A 23,065-nucleotide genomic window follows, 5' to 3' on the forward strand; every position below is an offset into this window, starting at 1 on the left:
CTCCTCAGGCGGCCTTGCGCGCCGAGACCCGCTCGATCAGATAGCGTTCGAGCAGACGCCCCAGCACATCGGCGCCGACAGCCCCTGTCGGCACATAGAGGCGGAGTTTCCACGAGACGATCTCGGAGATCAAGCCCATCGCCTTGAGCCGCTCGACGCCGAGATCGTTGAATCCGGTCAGCTCGATCCGCCAGTCACCCATCGCGCGCACGCGCTTCAGCACCTGTCCATCGGCGAGGAGCAGCACGGTGTCACCTGAAAGCAGCATCGTGCGCGCCTCGTCGCCCGAGAGCTGCACCGGCTTATTGTCATTGGCGACGGTCGCGGCCCAGGCGGGCGACACGCGGCGGCCTATGATCCGCTCGCCCTCGTCGGTCTGGAGCCGATAGACCCGCGTCGACTCGTCGGGGAGCCGCTTCCAGATCGGCAGCAGCAGGCCCGACACGATATGCAGCGTCGACGTCTCGAACGCGGGGAGGTCGGCCAGCTCCGCCGCCCATGCCGCGCTGAATGCCGTGCGATCGGCGGGCTGCCACGCGCTTGCCGCGAGCGGCTCGGCGCGCATCACCGCGTCGGTCAACGGCCAGACCAGGCGGACGCGCGGATGGACCGCACCGTCATCGTCGGTCACGCTGCGCGCCCGGCGCCGGAGCGCCGCGCGGCCGGTCTGGGCGTTGACCAGCATGACCGCGCCGCGATCGTCGACCAGCGCCAGCGCGTCGTAGAGCGACAGCGGGACGAGCTTCTCCTTGCGCTCGATCGTGAGCAAGGCCGTCTGCGCCCCGGTCCCGGGATGGCTGTAGATCGGCGCGCGATCGATGACGCGGAAACTCGCGGCCTGAAGCGTTTCCAGCCCGAGTTCGAACGTGCCGCTGGCGATCGCGCCCTCGATGCGGGCGCTGAGCAGGCCCTCGAAGACGCCGAACAACAGATCCTGCATCGCGATGGTGAGCGCCAGCATGCGATTGAGGAAGGTGGTGATGCCGGGCAGTTCCTCACGCATGCCGCCCTCGCCGGTGAGCAGGGACAGGCCGGTCGCCGCCTCGAAGTCGTCCAGCGAGCAGCCCGCGACCGCGCCGCGCGCGATCAGCCGATAGAGCTGGTTGAGGGCATCGCGCGCATAAGCGGATTCGAGATTGTCCTCCGGTCGGAACATGTTCTGGCTGCCGGTCTGGCGCTGCCCGCGCGTGATCGCGCCGAGCGAATCGAGCCGGCGCGCGATGGTCGAGATGAAGCGTTTCTGCCCCTTCACGTTGGTCGTCACCGGCCGGTAGCGCGGCGGCTGCTTCTGGTTGGTGCGGTGATCGCGGCCGAAGCCCTGGATCGCGCTGTCCGCCTTGAACCCGAATTCGAGCCCGTAATGGTTGCGCAGGCGCTGGTTCCGGCACGCGAGGTCGGCGTGATAGCTGCGGCCGGTGCCGCCCGCCTCCGAGAAGATCAGGATCGGCTTCACGTCATCCATGAACGCCTGCGTCTCGGCAAGGCTCGCCGATGCCGGGCGGTTCTCGACCGCGAAGCGGATCGTGCCGTCCTCCCGGCGTTTGGGCACGATGCGCCGCGACCGGCCGGTCACCTCGGCGACCTTGTCGCTCCCGAAATGCTGGATGATCTGGTCGAGCGCGCCGGGCACCGGCGGCAAAGCCGCCAGTTTCTCGATCATCGCCTCGCGGCGCCGAACCGCCTCGCGACTGATCACCGGATTGCCGTCGTCGTCGCGCGCCGGCCGGGACGCGAGATTGCCCTCCTTGTCGGTGAACGGCTCGAACAATTGCACCGGGAAGCTGTGCTCAAGGTAATCCAGCACATATTCGCGCGGGGTGATATCGATCGAGACGTCGTCCCATTCGGCGGTCGAAATCTCGGCAAGGCGGCGTTCCTGCAGCGCTTCGCCGGTCGAGACGATCTGGATGACCGCCGCCTCGCCCGCGGTGAGATCGCGCTCGATATTGGCGATCACGCTCGGCGTCTGCATCGCGGTAATGACGTGATTGAAGAAGCGCTGCTTGGTCTGCTCGAACGCCGATCGCGCGGCGGACCTGGCCTGGGCGTTGAGCGTGCCGTGGCTCGCGCTGGTGATGCCGGAGGCCTGCATCGCGGCATCGAGATTGTTGTGGATGATCTGGAACGCGGCCGCATAGCTGTCGTAGATGCGGACCTGTTCGGGCGTGAGCGTATGTTCGAGCACCTCATATTCGACGCCGTCGAACGACAGCGACCGCGCGGCATAGAGCCCGAGCGCCTTGAGGTCGCGCGCCAGCACCTCCATCGCCGCGACCCCGCCATTCTCGATCGCGGTGACGAATGCCGCGCGCGTCTCGAACGGAAAATCCTCGCCGCCCCACAGACCGAGCCGCTGGGCGTAGGCGAGGTTCTGGACCGTGGTCGCGCCGGTCGCCGAGACATAGACGATCCGCGCATCGGGCAACGCGTGCTGAAGACGAAGCCCCGCGCGCCCCTGCTGCGACGGTGCGACGTCGCCGCGCTCGCCCTTGCCGCCGACCGCATTGGCCATGGCGTGCGCCTCGTCGAACACGAGGACGCCGTCGAAGTCGCGGCCGAGCCAGTCAACGATCTGCTCGACGCGGGATTTCTTGCCGCCGCGATCCTGCGAGCGCAGCGTCGCATAGGTGGTGAAGAGCACGCCTTCCTCGAGCCGGATATCGCCCTGACGGAATCGCGATAACGGCGTCACCAGCAGGCGCTCCTGGCCGAGCGCCGACCAGTCGCGCTGGGCGTCTTCGAGTAGCTTGTCGGACTTGCTGATCCAGACCGCCTTGCGACGGCCTTTGAGCCAATTGTCGAGGATGATCCCGGCGACCTGCCGCCCCTTGCCCGCGCCCGTGCCGTCACCCAGGAACCAGCCGCGACGGAAGCGGACCGCGCCCGCGGCGTCGTCGGGCGCAGCCGAGACGATCTCCCATGTCTCATCGACCGTCCAGGCGCCCGAAAGATGACCGGCATGCGCCTCACCGGCATAGATCACGGATTCGAGCTGGGCGTCGGACAGGATGCCGAGCGTCACCAGCGACGGCAGCAGATGCGGGCGGTAGGAAGGCTTGGGCGGGGCGACCGACGCCATCGCGGCCGACTGGACCAAAGGTGAGGGGTGGGGGAGGGCGCCGGGAATGGCGAGCGACTGGAGCGCATAGGGCTCGTAGATGCTGTCGCCGAGACGCCCCTCCGGCGGCGTCCAGTCCCGCGTCTCGTACGCGAGTTCGACGCCTTCGGGCTCGGAGACGGCCGGCGCTGGCGTAGCGGTCGTTGTCGAAGGCTTCGCGCGGACCGCCGTGGCTGACGCGCTGATCGGCAACGCCGCGACCGGCGCGGGCGTGGTCGGCGTGCGCGGTGGCATTTGATCGAGCACCCATGCGAGGAGCGTCGCGGTGTCGGGCGCCTTGCCCGCGCTTTCGGGGAAGCGATCGGGGTCGTCGGCCGGGATCTTGTCGATGACGGTGAGCCGCGTGGCGATCGACGTCCCGTACCGGGCATAGACGCTGCCGTCGATCGCGGCGGTGAACTGGACCCGGCCTTGCTCCTGAAGCCGGGCGAACGCGCTGCGCCATGCCGGCGCGGCCGGTGCGCAATTGGCGCCGGTAATCGCCACCAGCCGCCCGCCGGGTTCGAGCCGGGCGAGCGCCGACGCGATATGGCGCAACGCGGTGTCCTTCATCGCGCGATCGACGTCGGCCGTGGCTGAGAAAGGCGGATTCATCAGCACGACGGTCGGGCAAATCGCCGGCGACAGCCGATCGTCGATCGACGCGGCATCATGGTGCGACACCGCGATGCCGGGGAAGAGGTGGCCGAGCAGCGCGGCGCGGACCTCGGCCAGCTCGTTGAGCGCGAGATCGGCCCGCGCCAGTTCGGCATGGATCGCGAGCATGCCCGTCCCGGCGGACGGTTCGAGCACGCGATCGTTCGGGCCGATCGCGGCCGCGACCGCGGCGACATAGGCAAGGCCGGGAGGGGTGGAGAATTGCTGGAGCGCCTGGCTCGTCTCCGATCGGCGCGTATGGGTGGGGAGCAATCCGGCGATCCGCTCGATCAGCGCGAGCGAGCTGGCGGGCGTGCGGGCAAGGATCGTGCGGCCATATTTGCGCAGGAACAGGATCGTCGCCGCCTCACAGGCATCATAGCCGGTCTTCCAGTCCCACGCGCCTTCGGCATCGCCGGCGTTGAAGGCATGCGACATGGCGGCGCGCAGTTCGGCGGCGTCGACCTGTCGGCCGGCTTCGAGCGTGGGCAGGAGCCGGGCGGCGGCAAGAAGGATCGCCGCGGCGGGGGTGGCGAAGGCGGACGCGGCGGCGGCTGGCGCGACGTCGGGCGCCGCGTCGGACAGGGTGCGGGTCATGGAAAGTCTCCGGGAGGGTGGGTTGGCCAGCCCGCGGATCTCTCCCTCTGGTCCTACCGGGCTCGCCCCTTTCCGGCCAGCCCTCTCCCTCTCACCCGGGTCCGATATCGGGATCCTGCTCGACGCCGAGAGCCTTCAGCCGCGCATGGTCGAGATAGCTGACGATCTCATAGTCGTCGGACATATGCGCAGAGTCACCCGCCCGGACCTCGCCGAGCGTTGCCCAGGTGCCATCGGGCCAGACGGCGATATCATCGCTGCTATGGGGGTGTGCATTGCGGTTCATGGCTGTCTCCGTTCCGTGCGCGGGACGATTCCCGCCGACGCCGCGGACAAGGGGCCGGACGAAACTGTCACCGAGCGTTGCGAGGGGAACCCGCCTGCGGGTTGACGGTGGCGACGCCATGCCCCTTACCGGGCGTCGTTCGGGCGGGATGGCAGACGCACGGGACGGGGGTGACCAGGATCGCTACGCCGCCGCGCGCCACCAGGCGATCCGCTCCTCCCGACTGGCATTGGCCAGCTTGAGCAGCAGATCGCCGTGACAGGGCAGAGGCGCGCAGAAGCAGACGAGATCGTACCCGCGCAATTCGTCGAGCGCGCGAAGCAGATGATGCTGGGTGCGCAGCCAGGCCGCATATTTCGCGATGACCATGGCCCGGTCGCCGTCGGTGCCGATCCTGAACGGATTGCCCCATTTCGAGCCGCGGCCGATATAGATCGCACCAGTCGCGTTTGCCGCCGACCGCTTGTTGAGAACCCTGCACATGCGCCGTCTCCACGCCGCCAGCACGGCGGCACGAGAGCGGGTTGGGCGCGGCCGCTCACGCCGACCGTCACCGAAGGGGAACGGCTTGCCCGTTGACGGACGGCGAGGCCGCGCCAGACCTCGTGCTGCCGAAGTGCGGGCGTGAGATGCGGATGATCAGGGCCTCTGGTCGGCGGGCATGGAAAAAGCCCGTCCCGACGTGCGGAACGGGCTGAGGTCAGGCGGCGAGCCGCGAATGGCGTTCGAGGTCGATCACGAAGCCGTGTCGGCCGATGACATATTCATGCTCCGCAACGAGAAATTGTCGTCGCTCGGCTTGGTCGCGGCGGCCTCCCAGGGTCGCGACCGTTTCGACGAAGCCGGGATGGCGATCGGATCGTGCGGCCGCGATCACGACCCAGTCGTCGGCATGCTCACGCTCGAAGCGCTGTCGATCGCGGGCGAATGACTCCTCCGCCGTCAGCGGCCGGCCATGGACAGCCTCCCAGGCATCCGGTTCCCAGTCGCGTAAAGTGCGATCGGCCTGCGCCTTCTCCCGGTCGGTAAAAAGGTCGGGATAGCCCATAGCGACACGCGCCCAGTCGCTATCCTCTTCATACCACCCGCCCCTGATCCGAAACGCAGGATGCAGGGCGGCATTGCGTGCCCGGTCGAGCTTGAACCCGCCGTGCGAAGCGGTCGAGTGGAAGACGACGCCCTCCGCATAGATCGTCGCGCCCTGCGACATGCCCCAGGGCGTCGAGATCGGCGTCCGTTTCTCCCGACGTCCGAACGCGGCGCGCTGGGTAAGATGGACCGCGATGGCCTCGACATGCGCGCGGAAGCCGGCCTCGTCGGCGACCGTCCCTTCGTTGCCGAAAACATCGGCCGCAGTCCATTCGCCGATTGGTTTCGAGAGGCGCCAGCCCGACGCGAGACGAAGCCCGTCCCCCGCCGGTATGGCGATATAGCCCAGGTCGCCGACCCGGGCCGCGAGCAGGTTCCCGGCGGTCCTGCCATAATTGACGAGAACCGCGCTCATGCCGCCCGCCTGTCGTTAGAGATACGGGCGGGCATGAAATCGGGGCCATAGTTGCGCGAGCGCGCGAAGTCCGGGTCATCGGCCTCATCGACCAGATATTCGGTGACCTCCTCGGCATAATCGGCGTCGACGACCGCCGTATGGACGGGACTCAACTCTACGGCATGCCTGTCGCCGAACACGACCGCGTCGGCTGCCTGCATCGCCGCGCGATGATTCTCGGCATCGACCGCGACCTTGATCCGGATGGTCGTATAGACATGCACGAAATGGCGCCGGACCGTCATGCCGCCCTCCCCAGACGAGAGGGCAACACGACCGGGTCGGGATCGTTCACGACCTCGAACCGCGCGTCGGTGTAGCGGTTGCGATCGAGCCAGTCTTGCGCCGAGGTCATGTCGGGCGCGAGGAAACGCAGCTCATCGCGCCCGGCGTGGCTGGTCAGCACACGGACCATGCCGGGCTTCGGCGTCTCGGCGATCTCGAAATGAAGCGCGCTCTCGACCGAATAGTGGCGGCGCACGACGATCGCGATGATGCCCTGGCTGCCATAATTGCCCAGATGGAGACAAAAGCCTGCAGGGGATCGGTATGTCGGACGGACCTCCTCGGCGGTGCGTTCGACGAGGCGGCCGATGCCATTGTCGTTGTTCCACGCCTTGAGCTTGCGGGTGAAGCGCTCGGGCGGACGCGGTTCGCCATTGGAATAACGGATCAGGCTGCCGAGCGGCGCGGTATCGTAGATGTCTTGAGCAAGCATGTTTCAAGTCCTTGAAACGCGAAAGCCCGGCACGACGGCCGGGCTTTCGCGGGATGGATGGGGTGAAAGGGTCAGGCGTTGCGGTGTCGAGCGATCGCGATGGCAGCCCGTGCCGCCACGGCGGCGATGGCTCCGTGCTGGACGGCGAGATCAGTCGCCTCGACCGTTTGCAGGCAGGCGGCCCGGATATCCTCGTCGGTGACGCTCGACGCATCGGGCCCGGCGGGGAGATCAGCGTCCGCGATCGCCGTGATCGCGCGGCGGACCTCGGCTTCGTCGAGACGCAGCAGCGCATGGCTGCCGTGACCGGGCGCGCAGCCGAGTTCGCCATATTCGGCGCGATCGAGCAGCTCGCATTCCATCTGACCGGTCGTGGACGTCAGGATATGATCGGCGGTCACCACGGTCACGCCGCCGCCAAAGCCGTCGGGCCGCATCTTGCTGCACATCCAGGCGGAGGTGATGGTGACGTGATCGAGCTGGTCGCAGCGCCGGACGATCGCCTGAAAGATGCGGTCGTCGCCCTGATCCGCCAGATCGAGTTCGACTTCATCCTCATCGGGTCCGAGCGCGGCAAGCTCGTCCCGAACCAGCTCGGCGACGCTGCCGGGGGCGATCGTCTCGCCCGCCAGAACCTCGCGAAGCTCGGCGGCCTTGAACCACAGGCAGTCGTTGGTTCCGCCGCTGGCGAAGAAATAGACCGCATCGCCATCGGGTTCGTTCTCGTAGATCTGGGTCAGGAGCACCAGTTCGAGCGGGGTGATCGCGTCGGCCGGAATGCTCGGCCAGACGACGGTCGGAAAGAAATAGTCAGCCATGTCATGTCCTTCGATAAGAACGCGAAAACCCGGCGCGGCGGCCGGGTTTCGCAAGGGTTGCAACGGGGGTCGGAGGATTGCCGCTAGTCGGGCGGATCGGGTTCAGGCGGACCGTCGCGGATCGAAACCCGCAGCGTCCAGGTCCGGACAAGGGCATCGGCGTCGAGGAAGCCGTCGCCCATCAGCCGCGAGCGAATGGCGCGGTCGGTGTCCTGGGCCGCGAGATCGAGCGTCTCGCGATCGACGACCGGCACGCCGGCCCAGTCCTCCAGGTCGAATTCGAGGATGGCCTGGATCTTCATGCCGCCTTCCTTTCGATCGGAGGAGGCACCGCGAACGGATCGACGTCGCGATGGATCGGCTGCGCGCGGCCCATCCACGGTTCGGGCCGGATGCAGCGGACCCAGTCGGCGAAGCCCGGGATGTAGCCGAGATCCTCGCGGACATGCTGTTCGCCGATCAGCCGGACGGGCACCGTGCGCCCGGAGGCGATGGTGATGGTCGGGCCGAAAAAGCGTTCGAGCATGAAGATGCCCTCGGCATGATGGCGCAGCGCGCGGTGCCGGAAATCCGCCGTGATCAGCTTCGACGGCTCATCGAACCATTGATGGAGCGGCAGATAATCCTCCGGCGCGCCGCCCCATTTCCGGACCGAGGACAGCGCGTGATGGTAGCAATGTCCCATCATCCCCTCCTCACAGGCTGTATTGATGATGTTCCGACGACATGAACCGCTCGTTGTAATCGAGCGTGATCGTGCCGGCGGTCACATCGAAGGTGAACTCGCCATAGGCGCCGTCCGAATTCTCCCAGCCCGCGTGCTCCTGCTGGAGGAGGTCGTAAGCGAGATATTCCAGCGCCTGGCCGGCGCTGAACTTGCGCTGCTTCGGTTGGGCCTCGCCATAGGGCAGATCGAGAAAGGCAAGCTTGCCCTTGGGGAGGTCGACCAGCGTGTCGCCATTATAGGGCTGGATGTCCTCGATCTGGCCGCTGTCGCCCTCGCCGTCGAAGGTGACGATGACGCGCGTGATGGGGCCCAAGCCGAGGAAGGCGAACAGCCGCTGTCGGTTTTCGGGAACAAGCTGTGCCGCGGCGGCTTCCCAGGCCGCGTATCGTCGCATCGCCTCGGCTATATCGATGGGCGCATGGGTCTTCGTCATTGCGGTTCTCCAGAAACGGCAAAGCCCGGCGCGATGGCCGGGCTCGTCGGGTTGATGGGATGAAATGTCGGCGGCGGCGTCGCGTCATTCTCGCAGGCCGCCATCGGCGATCGTCTCGATCCAGTCGGCCGCTTCGTCGAAATCGGCATCGCCATCGTCGACGATCCGGGCCAGCGCGACGGCGCCCTCGCGGCCAAGCTCGCCGAGGCGCTGAAGGGCGGCAAGGAGCAGCGGCGCCAGCTCGTCGGCCGTGGCGAACGGAATCTGGGAAAGTTTCACGATCAATCTCCTGATGGTGGGGAAAAGGACGGGGCGACCGAAGCCGCCCCGCCAGAAGGTCAGGCCGCGGTGGCGATCGGCGCGCCGTCGTCGTTGTCGGCCTCAGGGGTGCCCTCGTCGTCGAGGAAGGCCGGGAGCGGAGCCGCTTCCTCCTCCCCGGTCGCGTCCGCCGCCGAGAAGGCATCGGCGATGTTCGGCGTGCGCATCGGCTCCGGAAGCCAGCTGGCGTCTTCGAGCAGGCGTTCGGCCTCGCGCGCAATGTCGCCCTTCTTGAGATGGTCGATCATCTCGGCGAACCGCGCGCCCTTCGCCTCGGCCACGTCCGCGAGGATGCGCGGCTTGGTGATCGAGGAGAAATAGCCCGCGACCGTCGGCCGCCAGCCCGCGCCCACCAGATCGAGTCCGACCGCCCGCGCCAGGATGTCGCTATGCGCGATGCGCCGCTCGATCATGTGGTGCGAGATGCGCCCGGTGCCGTATTTGCCGACAACCTCCTGCTGGGCGTTGACCGTGAGCGAGGCGCAATGCGCGAACAATGCGGCCTGCTCGGCGGCATCGAGCTGGAGCAGCGCGTCCCACAATTCCTTTTCGGAATCGGGCAGGCGGTCGGCCCAACGCTTGTGACGCTCGGCGATCGCCTTCGCGGGGGCGCTGTCGCGCAGGCCGGTCGGGGAGAAGCCGAACGACGGCTTGTTGAGCGAGATCTGGAGGCACGATTCGCTCGACGCATAGTAAAAGCTGGCGATCACGAAGGCGTGCAGCACGGCGGCGAACGCGGTCGTCGGACTCTGGGCGAAGGCGTCCTGAAGCGCGAGCGTTCGCCACGCCGTCAGTTCCGCCACGAGCCGGTCGTTGAGCGGCTTGACGACTTCCTCGTCGGCGTCGTCCTCCTCGTCGGATGATTTGCCGATCGCGACGACCGTGGTCGCCGAACCCGCCTCCTGCTCGTCCGGTTCGGCGCGCTGGTCGGGCGCAGCATCGACGTCCTGCTCCTCGTCGGTATGAACGACCGGCTCGTCCTCGGCGCGCACATAGCCGCGGTCGATGGACAGCGAGCCATCCGAGTCGATCGAGACGAACACGCCGGCATTGGCCATGTCCTCCGGAGCAAAGGTCATCGGCCGGTCGACCAGCGCACCGATTTCCTCGTCGAGCGCGATCAGGCGCGTATTGACCTCGTCGGGGAAAGCGGGAGCGTCGGCCCATTCGGCCTCGAGCGCGTCGGCTTCGTCCTGAAGCGTGGCGAGACGTTTCTCCTCGTCGGGGGGCATCGGCGTCTCGACGCCGTCGAGCTCGCGCATGCCGTTGGTGACGCCCCAGGGCATGTCGACCGCGGTCGCCACCCATTTCCAGCCTTCCGCGCCGATTTTCTCGCCTTCGGCCTGGAGCTTCTCGGTGACGAGGCGGTCGAGCAGAGCCGGATCGGTCAGCCAGCCGCCATCATCGGGTTGGAACAGATCGCGCATCGCCTCGCTGCCGCCCGCGGCGAGATAGGCCTCGATGCCGATGAAGCGGACGCGCTTGTCGGCGACGCGCACCGCGCCCTCGGTGAGCTTGTCACGGATGAACTGCGGTGACTTGTTGTAGCTGTGGGCGAGCAATTCCCACACCTGCTCCTGGCGTTCATGGTCATCCGACACCGAAAAGGCCATGAGCTGATCGAGCGTCATGCCGTCGTCGGCATAGATCTCGTGGAGCTTCGGCGAGACCTTGGCCAGCCGGAGCCGCTGATTCACGACCGCCGGGGTGACCCTGAAGTGCGCGGCGATCGACTCGACGCCTTCGCCCTTGTCGATCATCCTCTGCATGGCGCGGAACTGATCGAGCGGGTGAAGCTGCTCGCGGAAGGTATTCTCGGCGAAGCTGTCTTCCTCGGCCGAAACATCGTCATTGGCGGCTTTGACGACGCAGGGGATCGGCGTGTTCTTCGCCAGCCGCTTCTGCTTCACCAGCAGTTCGAGCGCGCGGAACCGTCGCCCGCCCGCGGGCACCTCGAACCGGCCGGTTTCCTGACCCTCGCCGTCGAGGATGGGCCGGACGTTGAGGCTCTGAAGGAGCGTGCGGCGGACGATATCCTCCGCCAGATCGCCGATCGAGACGCCGGCGTTCACCCGCCGAACATTGGACTGGGACAGGACCAGCCGGTCGAAGGGAATGTCCCGCGAGCCGCTGAGGACGATCTTCTGGGGCGCTTTGGCCATGGGTGTTCTCCGGACGGGCCGCCGCGAGACTCTCTCCCGGCTCCAAGCCCGTCATGAAGCCCCGGCCTTCCTTTCCCTCTGGCGGGCCGCCCCCCGGGCGGCCCGCGCGACGCGGCGCGGTTTGTCGGCATCCAGGGCTTCGTGGATCGGGCGGGGAGGGGGCCATCCCGGGTTTGCACGCATGGGTCTGCATGTTATAAACGTCTAGACACATAGACGTATAGGTGTGTGATGGCCGAGCTTGCCCGCTGGAGTTTGAAAGTCTCGCGCGAGACCGATGTTGCGCTTCGCACGCTGCTGGCGACGCGCGGCGGGAAGAAGGGTGATCTGTCGCGCTTCGTCGAGGACGCCGTCAACCGCGAGGTGCTGCGGGAGACCGTGCAAGACATCCGGGCGCGAAACGCGGACCTTCAACCTGATGAAATCGCGCGGCTGGTCGACGAAGAAACCCGCCTGGGTCGCCCGTCGTTCTGGAATGAACGCCGCCGTTGATCGATGCGCGTCATCCTCGATACCAACGTGCTCCTGAGTGGGCTCATCTCCCCCTCTGGCGGACCGTCGCGTCTGATCGACGCCTGGCTGGATCACAGATTCACGCTGATCAGTCATGCGATACAACTCGATGAGTTTCGCGAGGTCAGTCGTCGCGACAAGATTCGCGCGCTGCTGCGACCGGCAGAGGCTGGAAGGTTACTGAACCAGATCACGCTCGTGGCGGACATGCCGGATAAGCTCCCGCCCGTTCAGCGTTCTCGCGATCCACGCGATGATTTCTTGCTTGGCCTGTGCGAGGCAGGCGGAGCGGATTGGCTCGTGACCGGTGACAAGGATGATCTCCTTTCCCTTGACCGTCACGGACGGACCCACATCGTCACGGTGGCAAAACTGCTCGCTGAACTGGCGCTGGATCGCTAAGTTTCAGCCAGTCTGTCCCGCAGAACTGAAGAGCCGAGATACTCCCGGCGCTGGTCCGCGAAACCCCGGAAAATGACACTGCTCGTCGCAAGCGAACAACGCGCCCCCACGAACCGCATTGCCACGATGTTCATTATTTGTTCTTATGGTGACATGGAACGAATCGAGCAAAAGGAACTCGCCGCCATCCTGCTCGCCGCCCCGGGATGGGCGCGTGTCGGGTTGACGATGCCTGATCCGCGGCTGCGCGAGCGTGCGGCGGACACGCTGGCGGCGACGATCATCGAGAAACTGCGGCGCGAGGCTTTGCCCGATATCAATCAGTTCAGGTTGCCGCTGTAGCGCGGCTGTCGTGCCGCATCGCCGGGGGTGGCGTGATCTGCTGTCAGGCCGATATGGGCAGCGCTGGTTGACAGCGTGGTCGGTATCGTAACGGTCCTGCATGAACGTAGGCACCAACTGGATCGCTTTCGCGAAGATGGCGAGGTCTGCTTGCACACGGTGAAGATCATTCCAGAAATGGACGATGCAGGACAGCGGGAATGATGACGCCGGAGCGGGAGCGGCTGGCCGAGGCCCTGACGATCGAGCGGCTGCATGGCGATGGCGCCGAACTCTATATCGCCGAGCGGATCGGTGCACTCGCGTTGACCGGCGATACCGTCGGTGTCGCAAGATTTCGGGCGATCGCAGCAGCACTCGACCGGCTTCGCCGTCCGCCCGCACGTTCCAGTTGATCCGCGCGCATCGCGCGATAGTCTCCGCGCGTCCGACGATGGACAAGGAGATCAATATGCGTTCGATCATCGCCGCTCTCGCCGCCGTGACGCTGGTCGCGGGCGCCGCGCCGGCACTCGCCGCGCCATGCAAGGATGCCAAAACTGGCAAGTTCGTAAAGTGCCCGCAGAAAGCCGCCGCCAAGCCGACCAAATGCCGCGACGCGAAGGGCAAGTTCGCCAAATGCGGCATTCCCGGCGCAAAACCGGTGAAGTGATCTTCGCCGTCATTGACGCCGCCGGCCGATGTCGGCGGCACCTTTGTGATACCGAACAGGCCGAGCGCGCATGGGGGAAATGATCCGATTCCGGTGGAAACGCCCGCGCGGAAAGATGCGTCCTCCCGGTATGCTCGGCGCGGTCATTGTGAGCGGGATCATCCTCGGGACGGGCGCATCGGCAATCGCCAAGAGGCCGGCGGCAGCTGATCCTACGCCGGTCAAGGCGGTCTTTGCTTGCGACAATCCGCGCGTCGTTGACGGCGATACGCTGCGTTGCGGCGCGACCCGCGTTCGTCTCTCCGGCATCGACGCGCCGGAGCTTCCCGGTCATTGCCGGCAAGGACGCACCTGCGTTTCGGGCGATCCCTACGCCAGTATCGGGAACCTGCGCCGGCTGATCGGCGGTCGTCCGCTCACCTGCCGGCAAACCGATACCGATCGCTATGGCCGCGTCGTCGCGCTTTGTTCGGTTGGTGGTCGCAATCTGTCATGTGAGCAGGTTCGGGGTGGCTATGCCGTCAGGCGCTACGCACCGCTGAGCTGCTGATCGATCGCATGTGCGTGCTCGCGATCGCCTGGAAGGCTCATCCGCGCTGGAAGCTGGTGGTCGCCGCCAACCGTGACGAATTTCATGACAGGCCCGCCGAACCGCTGCATCGCTGGGATGATGGCGAGACGATTGCGGGGCGCGATGTCAGGGCTGGGGGCACCTGGCTCGCGGTATCGGAGAAGGGCCGGCTCGCGGCCGTGACCAACCTTCGCGGGCATGGAGACCCCGATCCTTCACTGGCATCGCGCGGTGTGCTGGTGATTGATCTGGCGCGGGGCGACCTTCCCCCGAATGACAGGCTGGGCGGGTTCAATCCATTCAACGCCGTGACCATCGGACGCGATGGCGCGTATTTTCTTTCCAATCGGCCGGGATCTGTTCGCCACTCGCTGGCACCGGGATTTCACGCCATGTCCAACGGACCGCTCGACCCGCCGTGGCTCAAGACGGTTCGATTGAGCAAGGCGATCGAAAGCTGGCTCGGCAGCGACGATCATGATCCCGAGATGCTGTTCGCCGGATTGCGCGATGGAAGCCCGTCAACCGGCACGGCGGACGATCCCGCGCCGATCTTCGTGGAAAACCCAATCTACGGCACTCGCTGCGGCACGATCGTCCTGGTCGATACCGATGACGCCGGCCTGATCATTGAGCGCCGTTTCGATCGAACGGGGCAGGCTGTGGGTGATACCGCTATTCCGTTCCGGTGGTGATGAGGGGCGGCGTTTGGAGGCAAGTCTGGAAGCGCGAGGTGCTGGTCTATCGTAGAAGGTCGAGGAGGCCGTGTGCGCCTTACGTTTCAACCTTTCATCTGCCATTGTATTAGATACCCAATGCTCCAATGATCGGGAAAGGAGGGCTATAATGGCAACTGCGTACCGCGCTCCTGTGGAGCAGCACCGGAAACTCAAGGCGCGTCCGCGTCGTGATATCGACGTGAAGGCCCTTCGCAACGATATCAACGAGCGTTACGAAAACACCCTACGCTACCTTGGACGATGAGCCGAACGCCCCGTTGTTAGGTCAATGGGCTGAAAAGCTTACCACAAACGCATATTCGGAAGCAGCGCTCTACGACATCCTTGAGCATTTCATTCAGGAAAGCCGCGACTAGGCTCGCATGATCGAGAGAATTTCATAACCCGAGAGCATGCGCGTTCGGGAGAAGGCTGCTAGTACTGCCCGTCCGCATTGTTTTCGCGTGCTTGCAGGGCCTTCCGACGCCGCACCTCATGAAGATGGGCATGAGCGGTCCTGGTTTCTTGCGCCAGCGCTATCTGTGCTCGCGCCGATCGAGGCCGAAGCCAGGTCGCGACCGGACCATCCTTCTCGCGCAGGTCGCGGATTGGCGCGAAGATGACGTCGGTGATGGCCTGCTGCTGCTGGCGCAGGTGATCTTCGAGGATCTTCTCCCGCGTGATATAGCCTTCGTTCACGCCGGGGATCGCATGGTTCATCAGCAATTTCGCGTCGACGCCATTCACCTTGGCAATGGTTGCGATCGTTCGGTAGGTCTGCCGCAGATCGTTCCCCCATTTCGATAGGTCGGCGCGGTCCTCCTGTGTGGTGTAGATATGACCGGCTTTGCTCTCGGCCGGGAACAGCCAGATGCGCGCCTCGACCGGATGCTGGGCGCGCCCAAACCGGATCACGCGCATCAGCGACCGGATCATCTCCCGCGACAGCGGAATATCGAACGCGCGGTCTTCGCCACCCTTGGGCGCCGGAATATGAAGGATGCGCCTTCTGAGATCGAGGTGGTTGAGGCGCGCACGCTTCAAGGCGGCCGGACGCGATCCCGAGAGGACTTCCATCAGATGGAATTCACGTCGTATCGGATTCTCCAGACGGGCAAGCTCGTTGAACCAGCCGGGCAGGTCGCTGACACCCATGCCGGAATTGCGGCGCCGTTCCTTGTTCCAATCGACTGCATCGACTGGATTGTCGCGCGACAGCACCTTCTTGTTCTTCAGCCACGCATGATTGTAGATCGCCCGCAACGTCCGCATCGCGCCATTGGCCGCATATGGACCGCTAGCCAGGGTGATTGCGTCGTGCTTCCTCGCGACAAGGTCTGGGTCTTCTGCAAGGTCTTTAAGGGGCCTGTCGATCCAGATCTTGAGAACGCGGGTGACATGATCCTCATAGCCGGCAATCGTCCCCGCGCTGCGCCCCTTCTTGATCAAGGCCGCTTTATAGCGCTCCCACGCTTCGCGGAGCGAAGGACCTTCCGCGTCCTCCCGGGCCGTCTTGTCCGAGGATTGCTGCTGTTCGACCCTATCCGACACGGCACATGGCCGTTTCACAGCGTCGGGCCTGGGATGGCGGCCTTGCCGCATCTCGGAAAGGTATCCCTCCGCGATCGTCCGGGCCTTTGCGACGGTGATCTTGCTGCAATCGCCGATCGTCACGCGGGCGCTCGCGATTCGCTTGCCGGCGATGCGAATTTCCGACCTGACCATGAAGGTCTTTCGCTTCCGGCCGACGACAACCTGGAAGCCTCCGAGCTTTTCGTCGAAGGCGAAATACTGGCCCCGTTCGGCAAATGGCAAATGCGCGATCGAGCGATCGGTAAGCGGAAAGCGAAGATTCCCGGCTGCGCTGGCTGGTTTCGACTGCGTCTCGATCGCTTGCTGCTGGGGCATGGTCAATCCCTTCCTCCGGGCTGCAATCATAGCATGGAGGGCCGGCAGGCCAAAATTTTTATGGAGGGGAATTTGGTATTTATGGAGGGTTTTTTCGGCCGATCGATCACGACGAGTTTTGGCTGCTCGCTTTTCTGTACCTTGCTATCGTTTGAAAATCATCATTATATCAGTATATTAAACATGACATGTTGAAGGCAATGGGATAGTCTGGAGTGGATTATAGTGGGAAAAAGATTAGACTACGAATCTGAGGGTCGGACGTTCGAATCGTTCCGGGCGCGCCATTTTTCTCCTAATGAAATCAATGGCTTAGGCGGTACTGCGAAAGCGATATCGTCATAATTTTTCATTTTATGACGTTATTTTTCGCGGCATACGGCGAATTGGCCTGACGGCGACGCGATCCGAAGACCGGAAATCGGCGTCTTGTCCGCGTTGGCGCCCGCATTCGGCCATCCATGTTCGGCATGTTCGAAGCTTGTCGGCAGGCTTGTTGGAAGACAGGCCGCCCGCATCCTCGGCGTGCTCGCTTGGTCGCCGCTTCATCCCGAACTGCTTATCGGCGTGCTCCAAATCAATCACGCCCGAGGTCCCTGGGGCGTGCGGCTCACGAAGCGGGTTGGCTCGCGCAAGGCGCGAGTCGCGGTCGCCCGGAAAATCGCGGTGATCCAGCACTGCATCTGGGTGGACGGCACCGAGTTCGAGTGGGGCAAGCCGGTCGCCGCCTGAAAGCGCTCTTCGGTTTCGCTCGATCGAGCGGATCGTCCGGCCGGGACGATGGGGCCGGTGACCTCGCAGCGATCGTCGTGGCCGACAGGACCACGTGGGTAACGATGAGACGCCGCACCGACGCAGCCCATGATGAGGCGACAAGCTCGACCTCGGAAAGAACGAAGAACCCGGCAGATGATGACATCGATCGATGGAGCGGCAGGAGTGACCCTTGACACCAACCGCTGTTAAAGAACGATGCCTTGATGCCGGAGCGCGGCTCGAACACGCCGCCAGCCATAGGCTTCGAACTCGTCGCAGATCGCGGTCAGCAGTTCGACTTCACCGGCTCGCGCCGCAGGCGCATCATAATAGGTGGATCGCGCGATGTCGATCAGTCGGCACCCCACAGTGATGGAGAGACCGTCGGGCCGGTTATCACGGATGTAGCCGCGCTTCTCGACCGCGCCGTGCTTTGCAGAGTCCCCTTTAGAAACTCCGCTGGCGGTCGGCCCGCTGGCGATCCTGTCGGCCGTCCCGCTGATGATAAGCCTGTTCCTGGGCATCGAATCCGCAGTGGAGATCGGCGAGGAGGTCGAGGATGCGCAACGCAACATCCCGCTCGGCATCGCGCTTGCGATCGGGCTCACCGCGCTGGTCTATGGGTTGGTCTCGTTCACTTCGTTGGGGCTGGTCGGTCCCACGAAGCTGGCGGCGAGCAGCGCGCCCCTGTTGATCGCCGCGAGGGTGACGCTCGGCTCGCTCGCCGTGCCGCTGATCGTCGGGGCGGCCTGTCTGTCGATCGTCAAGTCGATGAACGCGACCGCGCTGGTCTTTTCGCGCAGCCTGTTCGCGATGGGGCGCGACGGCGTGCTGCCGCCGACCTTCGGCGTCATCCATCCGCGCTTCGGGACGCCGCATCGCGCGGTCCTGCTCGCCTATGCCTTCGCGATGAGCGGATTGCTGCTGCCGGAGAGCCTGATCTTCCTGCTGCTCGCGGTGAACGTGCCGACGATGCTGAAATATCTCGCCTGCTGCCTGTCGGCGACCCGTGTGGCGAAATACCATCCCGAGATCGCGAGCCGTTCGCGTATCCGGCTCGGCTCGGGCGCGGCGCAGGCGATCGGCTACCTTGGCGCGGCACTGGCGCTGCTCATCATCGTCATCGGTCTCAACGCCGACGTGCGGCCCTACCTGCTCGTCGGCGGGTGGCTGCTGCTCGGCGTGGTCTATTGGCTGGCGCGTGGAGGGCGACCGCACGCGGATCGGTGATCCGCGCCGGTGTCTTCACAGCAACGGGGTGAGCGCCGCCATGAGCGGCTCGATCATCCAGTGCTGCAACCCCGCCAGATTGGCGCGGCCATCGTCCGTGATATAGATGGCGTGATCGCGGCGCAGCGCCTGCACCGCGTCATGGTCGATCGGCAGCATCGCGAACATGCCGGTCTGTTCGCGCAGGCACGCCAGCCTGGGGTGCGATCCTGATTGCCGTCTGCTGATCGGAGCGCCGCTCCGAGCGCGCGAGAATGCTCCCGGCCGGCACGGCCCGCTGCCAGTCGATATTGGCCGGGTCAATGAGTCGGGATCAGGGGCGAGATTGCACAGGTCTGATCGGGCGGAGAGCTTGGCAACCGCCGCGATGTCGTCACCCACACCTTCCGAAAGGAGCCAGGACTGCAGGCTAGCGAGGTTCAAGGCTTGAGCCCCTCTTGACGATTGGATAAAACATGTAATATCGCGTGAAAATGCAAATAAAATTGAGAGCCGAATGATGAACTCGCCTGAACGGGTTGATGCGGGAGCGGATGCGCGCTTCGTGCGGTTCACCGAGGCGCGATCGAGCCTTGATATACGGTGCCGGTTGCTTGATGCGGCGGCGCCGGTCAATGCGGATTTGCTGTGGGAACTGGCCGGTCTGGATCGGCGGTATCCGGCGATCCATGCGATGTGGACGGGGCCAGAAATCTCCGTCCCCATTGCTGGAAACGACGTTCTGCCGAGCCGGAATCTCGGCGCCGTCTCAACCGAAAACGCGACCAGCTATCCGCGTGCCGGGGATATCGTGCTCGTCTGCGCACCGCAGGGAACATGGAAGGAAGGGCCGCCCTTCGACCTGATCGATATCGGGCTATTCTATGCGGAAGGCGCGCGGCTGCTGATGCCGATGGGATGGATCATGGGCAGCGTATGCGCGCGCATCGTCGATGAGGATGTCGCCAACGCTGCGGTGGCCTGCGCGGCGATCCGCCATAACGGCGCCTGTGAGCTGCATCTCTCACGTTGTGATTGACAGGGCGGGTACCCCGAAATGACGGAGGGAGCGAGTCCGGATCGATCGGCTTGGGCGCTCGATCGTCCCGCGCCTGCGCGCCGTACGCCGCTGAGTGGCGCACACGACGTCGAGACGGTGATTGTCGGGGGTGGTGTCGCTGGGTTGTCGGTGGCTTTGCATCTGGTGGAGAACGGGCGGCCGCCGCTGCTGCTGGAAGGCGCGGCGATCGGCAGCGGGGCGACCGGCATGAGCGCGGGGATTGTCGCGCCGCAACTCGTCCGCGCCACGCCGTCGGCGGTGCTCGCGAAATTCGGCGTGCCGCGCGGCGAGGCGCTGCTGCGGCTGGTGAGCGACAGCGGACGCTACCTGTTCGACCTCGCGACACGCCACGCGATCGATTGCGACCAGAGCGCGGCCGGCTTCCTCGCCCCGGCGACCGGGCACGGCGCCCTCCAGCGGCTTGGCGAGCTGATCGGGCGATGGCGGCCGTACCGCTCCGATCTCGCGCTGTGCGGCGCGGCCGAGGTCGAGGCCCTTTCGGGATGCCGCGGCTACGGCGCGGCGATCCTCCACCAGACCGGCGGATCGATCGACCCATTGCTCTACGCACGCGGCCTCGCGGCGCGCGCCGAGGCGCTGGGGGCGCGCATCCATGAGGACACGCACGTAACGGCGATCACGCGCGAAGGGCGGAGCTGGATCGTTTCGACCGGTGCCGCCCGCGTGCGCGCACAGCAGGTGGTGCTGGCCGCGAACGGCGGCAATGGCGCGCTGCATCCGGCGCTGACGGGGACGGTGCTGCCCTTGCCGGTGTGCGAGATGTCGACCGAGCCGCTGCCGCCGGAAATGCGCGCGGCGATCCTGCCGTTCGGCCACAGCCTGACGGACATGGAGGCGGACGTGTTCAGCATCCGCTACACCGCCGGCGACCGGCTCGTCACCGCGCATCCGATGTCGAGCCGTCATTCGATCGGGCAGATCGCAGAAGCGGTGAATCGCAGGCTCGCCGCCACGCTCGTCGCCTATCGCCCGCTGCGGCTCGAGCATGTCTGGCACGGCACGGCGTGGGTGAACAGCAACCTGCTGCCGCGCCTCGTTCGTCCGGCGGAAGGGGTGATCGCGATCCAGGCGTGCAACGGCCGCGGCCTCGGCATCAACACAATCATCGGACGGGAAGTCGCGCGGACGCTGCTCGATCCGGGATCGTCACCCGATATCGGCTTCGAGACGCCCCGCCGCATTTCCGGCTTCGCCTTCGCCCGCCATGTGCCGCACCTGCTGATGACCGCGGCGCTGGCGAGCAAGGCGGTGCGCAACCTGTTCACGCGATGACCGCCCCGCGCCGCCCCGGCGCGCGGCGACCGCGCCTCCTCCCGATCGAAGGATTTCACGGATGACCCGACCCGCGCAACGCATCCTTTCCGGCTCGAAGAAGAGCTTCGGTATGTACCAGCGGGCGCAGGCGCTGGCGAACGAGGGCGTGGACCTTATCCACCTCGAACTCGGTCGCCCGTTCCACGACACGCCGCAACTCATCAAGGACGCGACGATCCGCGCCCTGCGCGACGGGCTGGTGCATTATTCCGACATGCGCGGCGAACCGCCGCTGCGCGAGGCGCTGGCGGCGAAGCTGCGGCGGTTCAACGCGATAGAGGCGTCGCCCGACACGGTGCTGGTGACCAACGGCCTGACGCACGCGTCCTATGCCGCGTTCATGGCGGTAGTCGATCCTGGCGACGAGGTGATATTGCTGGAGCCCTATTATCCACAGCATCTCGGCAAGATCGAGCTGGCCGGCGGCAAGGTGGTCATGGCCCCACTCGATGCGGCGGACGATTTCCGCATCCGCGCGGATTTGATCGCGCCCCGCATCACGCCGCGCACGCGCGCGATCGTGCTGGTCAATCCGGCGAACCCGACCGGGCGGGTCTATGCGGGGGAAGAGCTGGAGGAGCTGGCGCGGCTCGCGATCGCCCACGATCTGATCGTGATCTCCGACGAGGTATACGAGCAGATCACCTATGACGCGCCGCACATCAGCATCGCCTCGCTGCCCGGCATGGTGGAGCGGACGATCTCGCTTTTCGCCTTCACCAAAGCCTATGCCATGGACGGATGGCGGCTCGGCTATAGCGCGGCATCGCCCGAGCTGACCGATGCGATGCTGAAAATCTCCACCAACATGGTGACTCACGTCAACACGTTCATCCAATATGGCGCGCTGGCGGCGGTGACCGAGGGCGAGGCGGAGATGGACGCGATGCTGGCCGAGGATCGTCGCAAGCGCGACATCGTACTGCGCGCGCTCAACCAGATGCCCGGCGTGACGTGCAGGGCGCCCGAGGGGACGATCTACGCCTTCCCCGATATCACGGGCACCGGGCGCGGGGCGCAGGAACTGGCGGACTCGCTGCTGACGCAGGCGCATGTCGTGGTGGAGGCGGGCAGCTTCTACGGGCCGGCCGGTGAAGGGCATCTGCGCGTCTGCTTCGGGTCCGAAAGCGCCGAGCGTATCGAGGAAGCGATGATGCGCATGGCGCGACACCTCAACACGCTCTAGGACTGATCCGCGAGGCGCGCGCGGCACGCCCCGCGCCCGTGATTTCGTCAATCCGGCACGCGGCTCATATCCGTCACCCGCTCCGCCAGCGGGGGAAGGAAGGAGCGGTCGAACACCTCGTGGATCGCGGGGGTCCTAGGCAGTTTCTTCGCGGCGACCACCAGATCGATCATCCGCCTCAGCCGCGCATCGTCCATGTCGCCGACGCCGAGGCGCCGGCCCTCCGGATGGCCCATGTCGCCGCGCAACGTGCCGATCAGCCGCGCGCGATCCACCGCGCGCGGCGCGCGCGGTGCGCGCCGCATCAGTGCATCGATCGCCGCGTCCGGGTCCGCTGCCGTCTCGCGCAGCGCGCGGTTGAACGCGGCCACCATGCCCGCGAGCGCGGGTTTGTCGCGCTCATAGAATTCCCGCGTGACGAACATCGTGTTGCCGTACATGTCGGGCAGGTATTCTGCATAGGTCAGGAAGCGTAGCGTCGCGACGCCGTCGATGCCGACCACCGCCGCCTTGGCGATGATGGTGTTGACGAAGCCGAACACCCCGTCCACGGCGCCCTGCCGCACCATCGCCGCGATCTGCCCCTCCATCGTGTCGGGCGACTTGACGACCGTGACCCTGCCGGCGTCGATCCCCGTCGCCGTCGCGAACATGTCGAATGTTTGCAGCGCGGCGTCCACCGGATAGCCGGAGATCGTGCGCCCCTCGAAATCGCGCGGCTGGTGGATCGGGCCGTCGGCCGGCACCGCGATCGTGAAGGGACGGTGTTGAAGGTGGAGAAGATCGCCACCGGGCCACGGTCAGGCGGGCAATTGGCGATCCGCTCGATCAGCGCGGTCATGTCGCCATAGCCGGCGTCGAATTCCGGCGACATGACCTGCGGCACAATCCCCGCCGCGCCCGCCCCCTCGACGAAATCGAAGGTAAGGCCATGTTCACGCAGATAGCCGCGCTCGTCCGCCATCAGCAGGAACGCCACCGGACCGGCAAAGGGGGTGTGCAGCAGCATCCTCACCCGGCGGTTCGCGTCCTGATCGTTCCCGTGGGTCGCCA

At 65.7% G+C, this 23,065-nt stretch carries 27 protein-coding genes and 2 pseudogenes; 13 read left to right on the forward strand and 16 right to left on the reverse strand.

Going from position 1 to position 23,065, the window contains the following annotated elements; all coding sequences use genetic code 11:
- Positions 1 to 4: 4 nt before the first annotated feature.
- From F9288_RS12855 to F9288_RS12910, 12 genes are all read right to left on the reverse strand, one after another.
- Positions 5 to 4,351 (reverse strand): strawberry notch family protein, encoded by a 4,347-nt coding sequence (locus tag F9288_RS12855; protein WP_174837154.1) that lies wholly within the window; start codon positions 4,349 to 4,351, stop codon positions 5 to 7.
- Between the two features lie 91 nt (positions 4,352 to 4,442).
- Entirely contained in the window at positions 4,443 to 4,637 is a 195-nt protein-coding gene (locus F9288_RS12860) for a hypothetical protein (protein WP_174837155.1), read from the reverse strand.
- A gap of 183 nt (positions 4,638 to 4,820) precedes the next feature.
- Positions 4,821 to 5,120, reverse strand: a complete 300-nt coding sequence (locus tag F9288_RS12865; RefSeq protein ID WP_174837156.1) for a DUF4326 domain-containing protein — start codon at positions 5,118 to 5,120, stop codon at positions 4,821 to 4,823.
- A gap of 217 nt (positions 5,121 to 5,337) precedes the next feature.
- Positions 5,338 to 6,141, reverse strand: coding sequence for a hypothetical protein (locus F9288_RS12870; protein ID WP_174837157.1), 804 nt, complete (start codon positions 6,139 to 6,141; stop codon positions 5,338 to 5,340).
- Entirely contained in the window at positions 6,138 to 6,428 is a 291-nt protein-coding gene (locus F9288_RS12875; protein WP_174837158.1) for a hypothetical protein, read from the reverse strand. Before F9288_RS12875 ends, F9288_RS12870 begins: the two co-directional genes overlap by 4 nt.
- The gene (locus F9288_RS12880) at positions 6,425 to 6,901 is read right to left on the reverse strand and encodes a hypothetical protein (protein WP_174837159.1); all 477 of its coding nucleotides are present in this window, start codon (positions 6,899 to 6,901) and stop codon (positions 6,425 to 6,427) included. Before F9288_RS12880 ends, F9288_RS12875 begins: the two co-directional genes overlap by 4 nt.
- A 71-nt stretch (positions 6,902 to 6,972) precedes the next feature.
- On the reverse strand, positions 6,973 to 7,719 hold the full coding sequence (locus F9288_RS12885) for a hypothetical protein (RefSeq protein WP_174837160.1): 747 nt from the start codon (positions 7,717 to 7,719) through the stop codon (positions 6,973 to 6,975).
- Between the two features lie 83 nt (positions 7,720 to 7,802).
- Entirely contained in the window at positions 7,803 to 8,021 is a 219-nt protein-coding gene (locus tag F9288_RS12890) for a hypothetical protein (RefSeq protein ID WP_174837161.1), read from the reverse strand.
- The gene (locus tag F9288_RS12895; RefSeq protein ID WP_174837162.1) at positions 8,018 to 8,404 is read right to left on the reverse strand and encodes a hypothetical protein; all 387 of its coding nucleotides are present in this window, start codon (positions 8,402 to 8,404) and stop codon (positions 8,018 to 8,020) included. Before F9288_RS12895 ends, F9288_RS12890 begins: the two co-directional genes overlap by 4 nt.
- A gap of 10 nt (positions 8,405 to 8,414) precedes the next feature.
- The gene (locus F9288_RS12900) at positions 8,415 to 8,879 is read right to left on the reverse strand and encodes a DUF6878 family protein (RefSeq protein ID WP_174837163.1); all 465 of its coding nucleotides are present in this window, start codon (positions 8,877 to 8,879) and stop codon (positions 8,415 to 8,417) included.
- An 84-nt stretch (positions 8,880 to 8,963) separates the two neighbouring features.
- On the reverse strand, positions 8,964 to 9,158 hold the full coding sequence (locus tag F9288_RS12905) for a hypothetical protein (protein WP_174837164.1): 195 nt from the start codon (positions 9,156 to 9,158) through the stop codon (positions 8,964 to 8,966).
- Between the two features lie 59 nt (positions 9,159 to 9,217).
- Positions 9,218 to 11,359: a ParB/RepB/Spo0J family partition protein gene (locus F9288_RS12910; protein ID WP_174837165.1), complete on the reverse strand. Its 2,142-nt coding sequence runs from the start codon at positions 11,357 to 11,359 to the stop codon at positions 9,218 to 9,220.
- A gap of 231 nt (positions 11,360 to 11,590) precedes the next feature.
- On the opposite strand from F9288_RS12910, the gene F9288_RS12915 reads away from it, so the two are divergent.
- The 8 genes from F9288_RS12915 to F9288_RS12950 all read left to right on the forward strand — a co-directional run bounded on the left by F9288_RS12915 (position 11,591) and on the right by F9288_RS12950 (position 14,823).
- The gene (locus F9288_RS12915; protein WP_174837166.1) at positions 11,591 to 11,851 is read left to right on the forward strand and encodes a ribbon-helix-helix domain-containing protein; all 261 of its coding nucleotides are present in this window, start codon (positions 11,591 to 11,593) and stop codon (positions 11,849 to 11,851) included.
- Between the two features lie 3 nt (positions 11,852 to 11,854).
- Positions 11,855 to 12,274 carry a putative toxin-antitoxin system toxin component, PIN family gene (locus tag F9288_RS12920; protein WP_174837167.1) on the forward strand — a complete coding sequence of 140 codons (420 nt, stop codon included), beginning with the start codon at positions 11,855 to 11,857 and terminating at the stop codon, positions 12,272 to 12,274.
- Positions 12,275 to 12,346: 72 nt separating this feature from the next.
- Complete coding sequence (locus F9288_RS12925) at positions 12,347 to 12,616, forward strand: DUF6771 family protein (protein WP_254620871.1); 270 nt, start codon at positions 12,347 to 12,349, stop codon at positions 12,614 to 12,616.
- Between the two features lie 200 nt (positions 12,617 to 12,816).
- Positions 12,817 to 13,011 carry a hypothetical protein gene (locus F9288_RS12930; RefSeq protein WP_254620872.1) on the forward strand — a complete coding sequence of 65 codons (195 nt, stop codon included), beginning with the start codon at positions 12,817 to 12,819 and terminating at the stop codon, positions 13,009 to 13,011.
- A 56-nt stretch (positions 13,012 to 13,067) separates the two neighbouring features.
- A complete protein-coding gene (locus F9288_RS12935) occupies positions 13,068 to 13,268 on the forward strand; it encodes a hypothetical protein (RefSeq protein ID WP_174837168.1) in 201 nt (66 codons plus the stop codon).
- 70 nt (positions 13,269 to 13,338) lie between these two features.
- Entirely contained in the window at positions 13,339 to 13,818 is a 480-nt protein-coding gene (locus tag F9288_RS12940; RefSeq protein ID WP_254620873.1) for a thermonuclease family protein, read from the forward strand.
- 8 nt (positions 13,819 to 13,826) lie between these two features.
- Positions 13,827 to 14,534: an NRDE family protein gene (locus F9288_RS12945; protein ID WP_174837169.1), complete on the forward strand. Its 708-nt coding sequence runs from the start codon at positions 13,827 to 13,829 to the stop codon at positions 14,532 to 14,534.
- Between the two features lie 151 nt (positions 14,535 to 14,685).
- Positions 14,686 to 14,823 (forward strand): hypothetical protein, encoded by a 138-nt coding sequence (locus tag F9288_RS12950; protein ID WP_174837170.1) that lies wholly within the window; start codon positions 14,686 to 14,688, stop codon positions 14,821 to 14,823.
- Between the two features lie 170 nt (positions 14,824 to 14,993).
- Here F9288_RS12950 and F9288_RS12955 read toward each other — a convergent pair whose 3' ends face one another.
- Positions 14,994 to 16,466 (reverse strand): integrase family protein, encoded by a 1,473-nt coding sequence (locus tag F9288_RS12955; RefSeq protein WP_174837171.1) that lies wholly within the window; start codon positions 16,464 to 16,466, stop codon positions 14,994 to 14,996.
- A gap of 597 nt (positions 16,467 to 17,063) precedes the next feature.
- Here F9288_RS12955 and F9288_RS22185 point away from each other — a divergent pair.
- Positions 17,064 to 17,198, forward strand: a pseudogene (locus tag F9288_RS22185) (IS110 family transposase); the annotation flags it as partial.
- 230 nt (positions 17,199 to 17,428) lie between these two features.
- Here the strand turns inward: F9288_RS22185 and F9288_RS12965 are convergent.
- Entirely contained in the window at positions 17,429 to 17,746 is a 318-nt protein-coding gene (locus tag F9288_RS12965) for a hypothetical protein (protein WP_174837172.1), read from the reverse strand.
- Here F9288_RS12965 and F9288_RS12970 point away from each other — a divergent pair.
- Positions 17,724 to 18,452 (forward strand): APC family permease, encoded by a 729-nt coding sequence (locus tag F9288_RS12970; RefSeq protein WP_174837173.1) that lies wholly within the window; start codon positions 17,724 to 17,726, stop codon positions 18,450 to 18,452. The genes F9288_RS12965 and F9288_RS12970 overlap by 23 nt on opposite strands.
- Positions 18,453 to 18,467: 15 nt before the next feature.
- Here the strand turns inward: F9288_RS12970 and F9288_RS12975 are convergent, their stop codons facing one another.
- Positions 18,468 to 18,620, reverse strand: coding sequence for a hypothetical protein (locus tag F9288_RS12975; RefSeq protein ID WP_174837174.1), 153 nt, complete (start codon positions 18,618 to 18,620; stop codon positions 18,468 to 18,470).
- 328 nt (positions 18,621 to 18,948) lie between these two features.
- Here F9288_RS12975 and F9288_RS12980 point away from each other — a divergent pair, with 328 nt between their 5' ends.
- The 3 genes from F9288_RS12980 (at position 18,949) to F9288_RS12990 (ending at position 22,012) form a co-directional block, all read left to right on the forward strand.
- Positions 18,949 to 19,470 carry a DUF3830 family protein gene (locus tag F9288_RS12980; RefSeq protein ID WP_174837175.1) on the forward strand — a complete coding sequence of 174 codons (522 nt, stop codon included), beginning with the start codon at positions 18,949 to 18,951 and terminating at the stop codon, positions 19,468 to 19,470.
- Between the two features lie 18 nt (positions 19,471 to 19,488).
- The gene (locus F9288_RS12985) at positions 19,489 to 20,784 is read left to right on the forward strand and encodes an FAD-binding oxidoreductase (protein WP_302675297.1); all 1,296 of its coding nucleotides are present in this window, start codon (positions 19,489 to 19,491) and stop codon (positions 20,782 to 20,784) included.
- A 61-nt stretch (positions 20,785 to 20,845) separates the two neighbouring features.
- Complete coding sequence (locus F9288_RS12990) at positions 20,846 to 22,012, forward strand: pyridoxal phosphate-dependent aminotransferase (protein ID WP_174837177.1); 1,167 nt, start codon at positions 20,846 to 20,848, stop codon at positions 22,010 to 22,012.
- Between the two features lie 47 nt (positions 22,013 to 22,059).
- Here the strand turns inward: F9288_RS12990 and F9288_RS12995 are convergent.
- A pseudogene (locus F9288_RS12995) lies at positions 22,060 to 22,773 on the reverse strand (ABC transporter substrate-binding protein); the annotation flags it as partial.
- Positions 22,774 to 23,065: the final 292 nt, after the last annotated feature.

Origin of the sequence: Sphingomonas sp. CL5.1, from assembly GCF_013344685.1 — a bacterium.
Lineage (GTDB): Bacteria > Pseudomonadota > Alphaproteobacteria > Sphingomonadales > Sphingomonadaceae > Sphingomonas.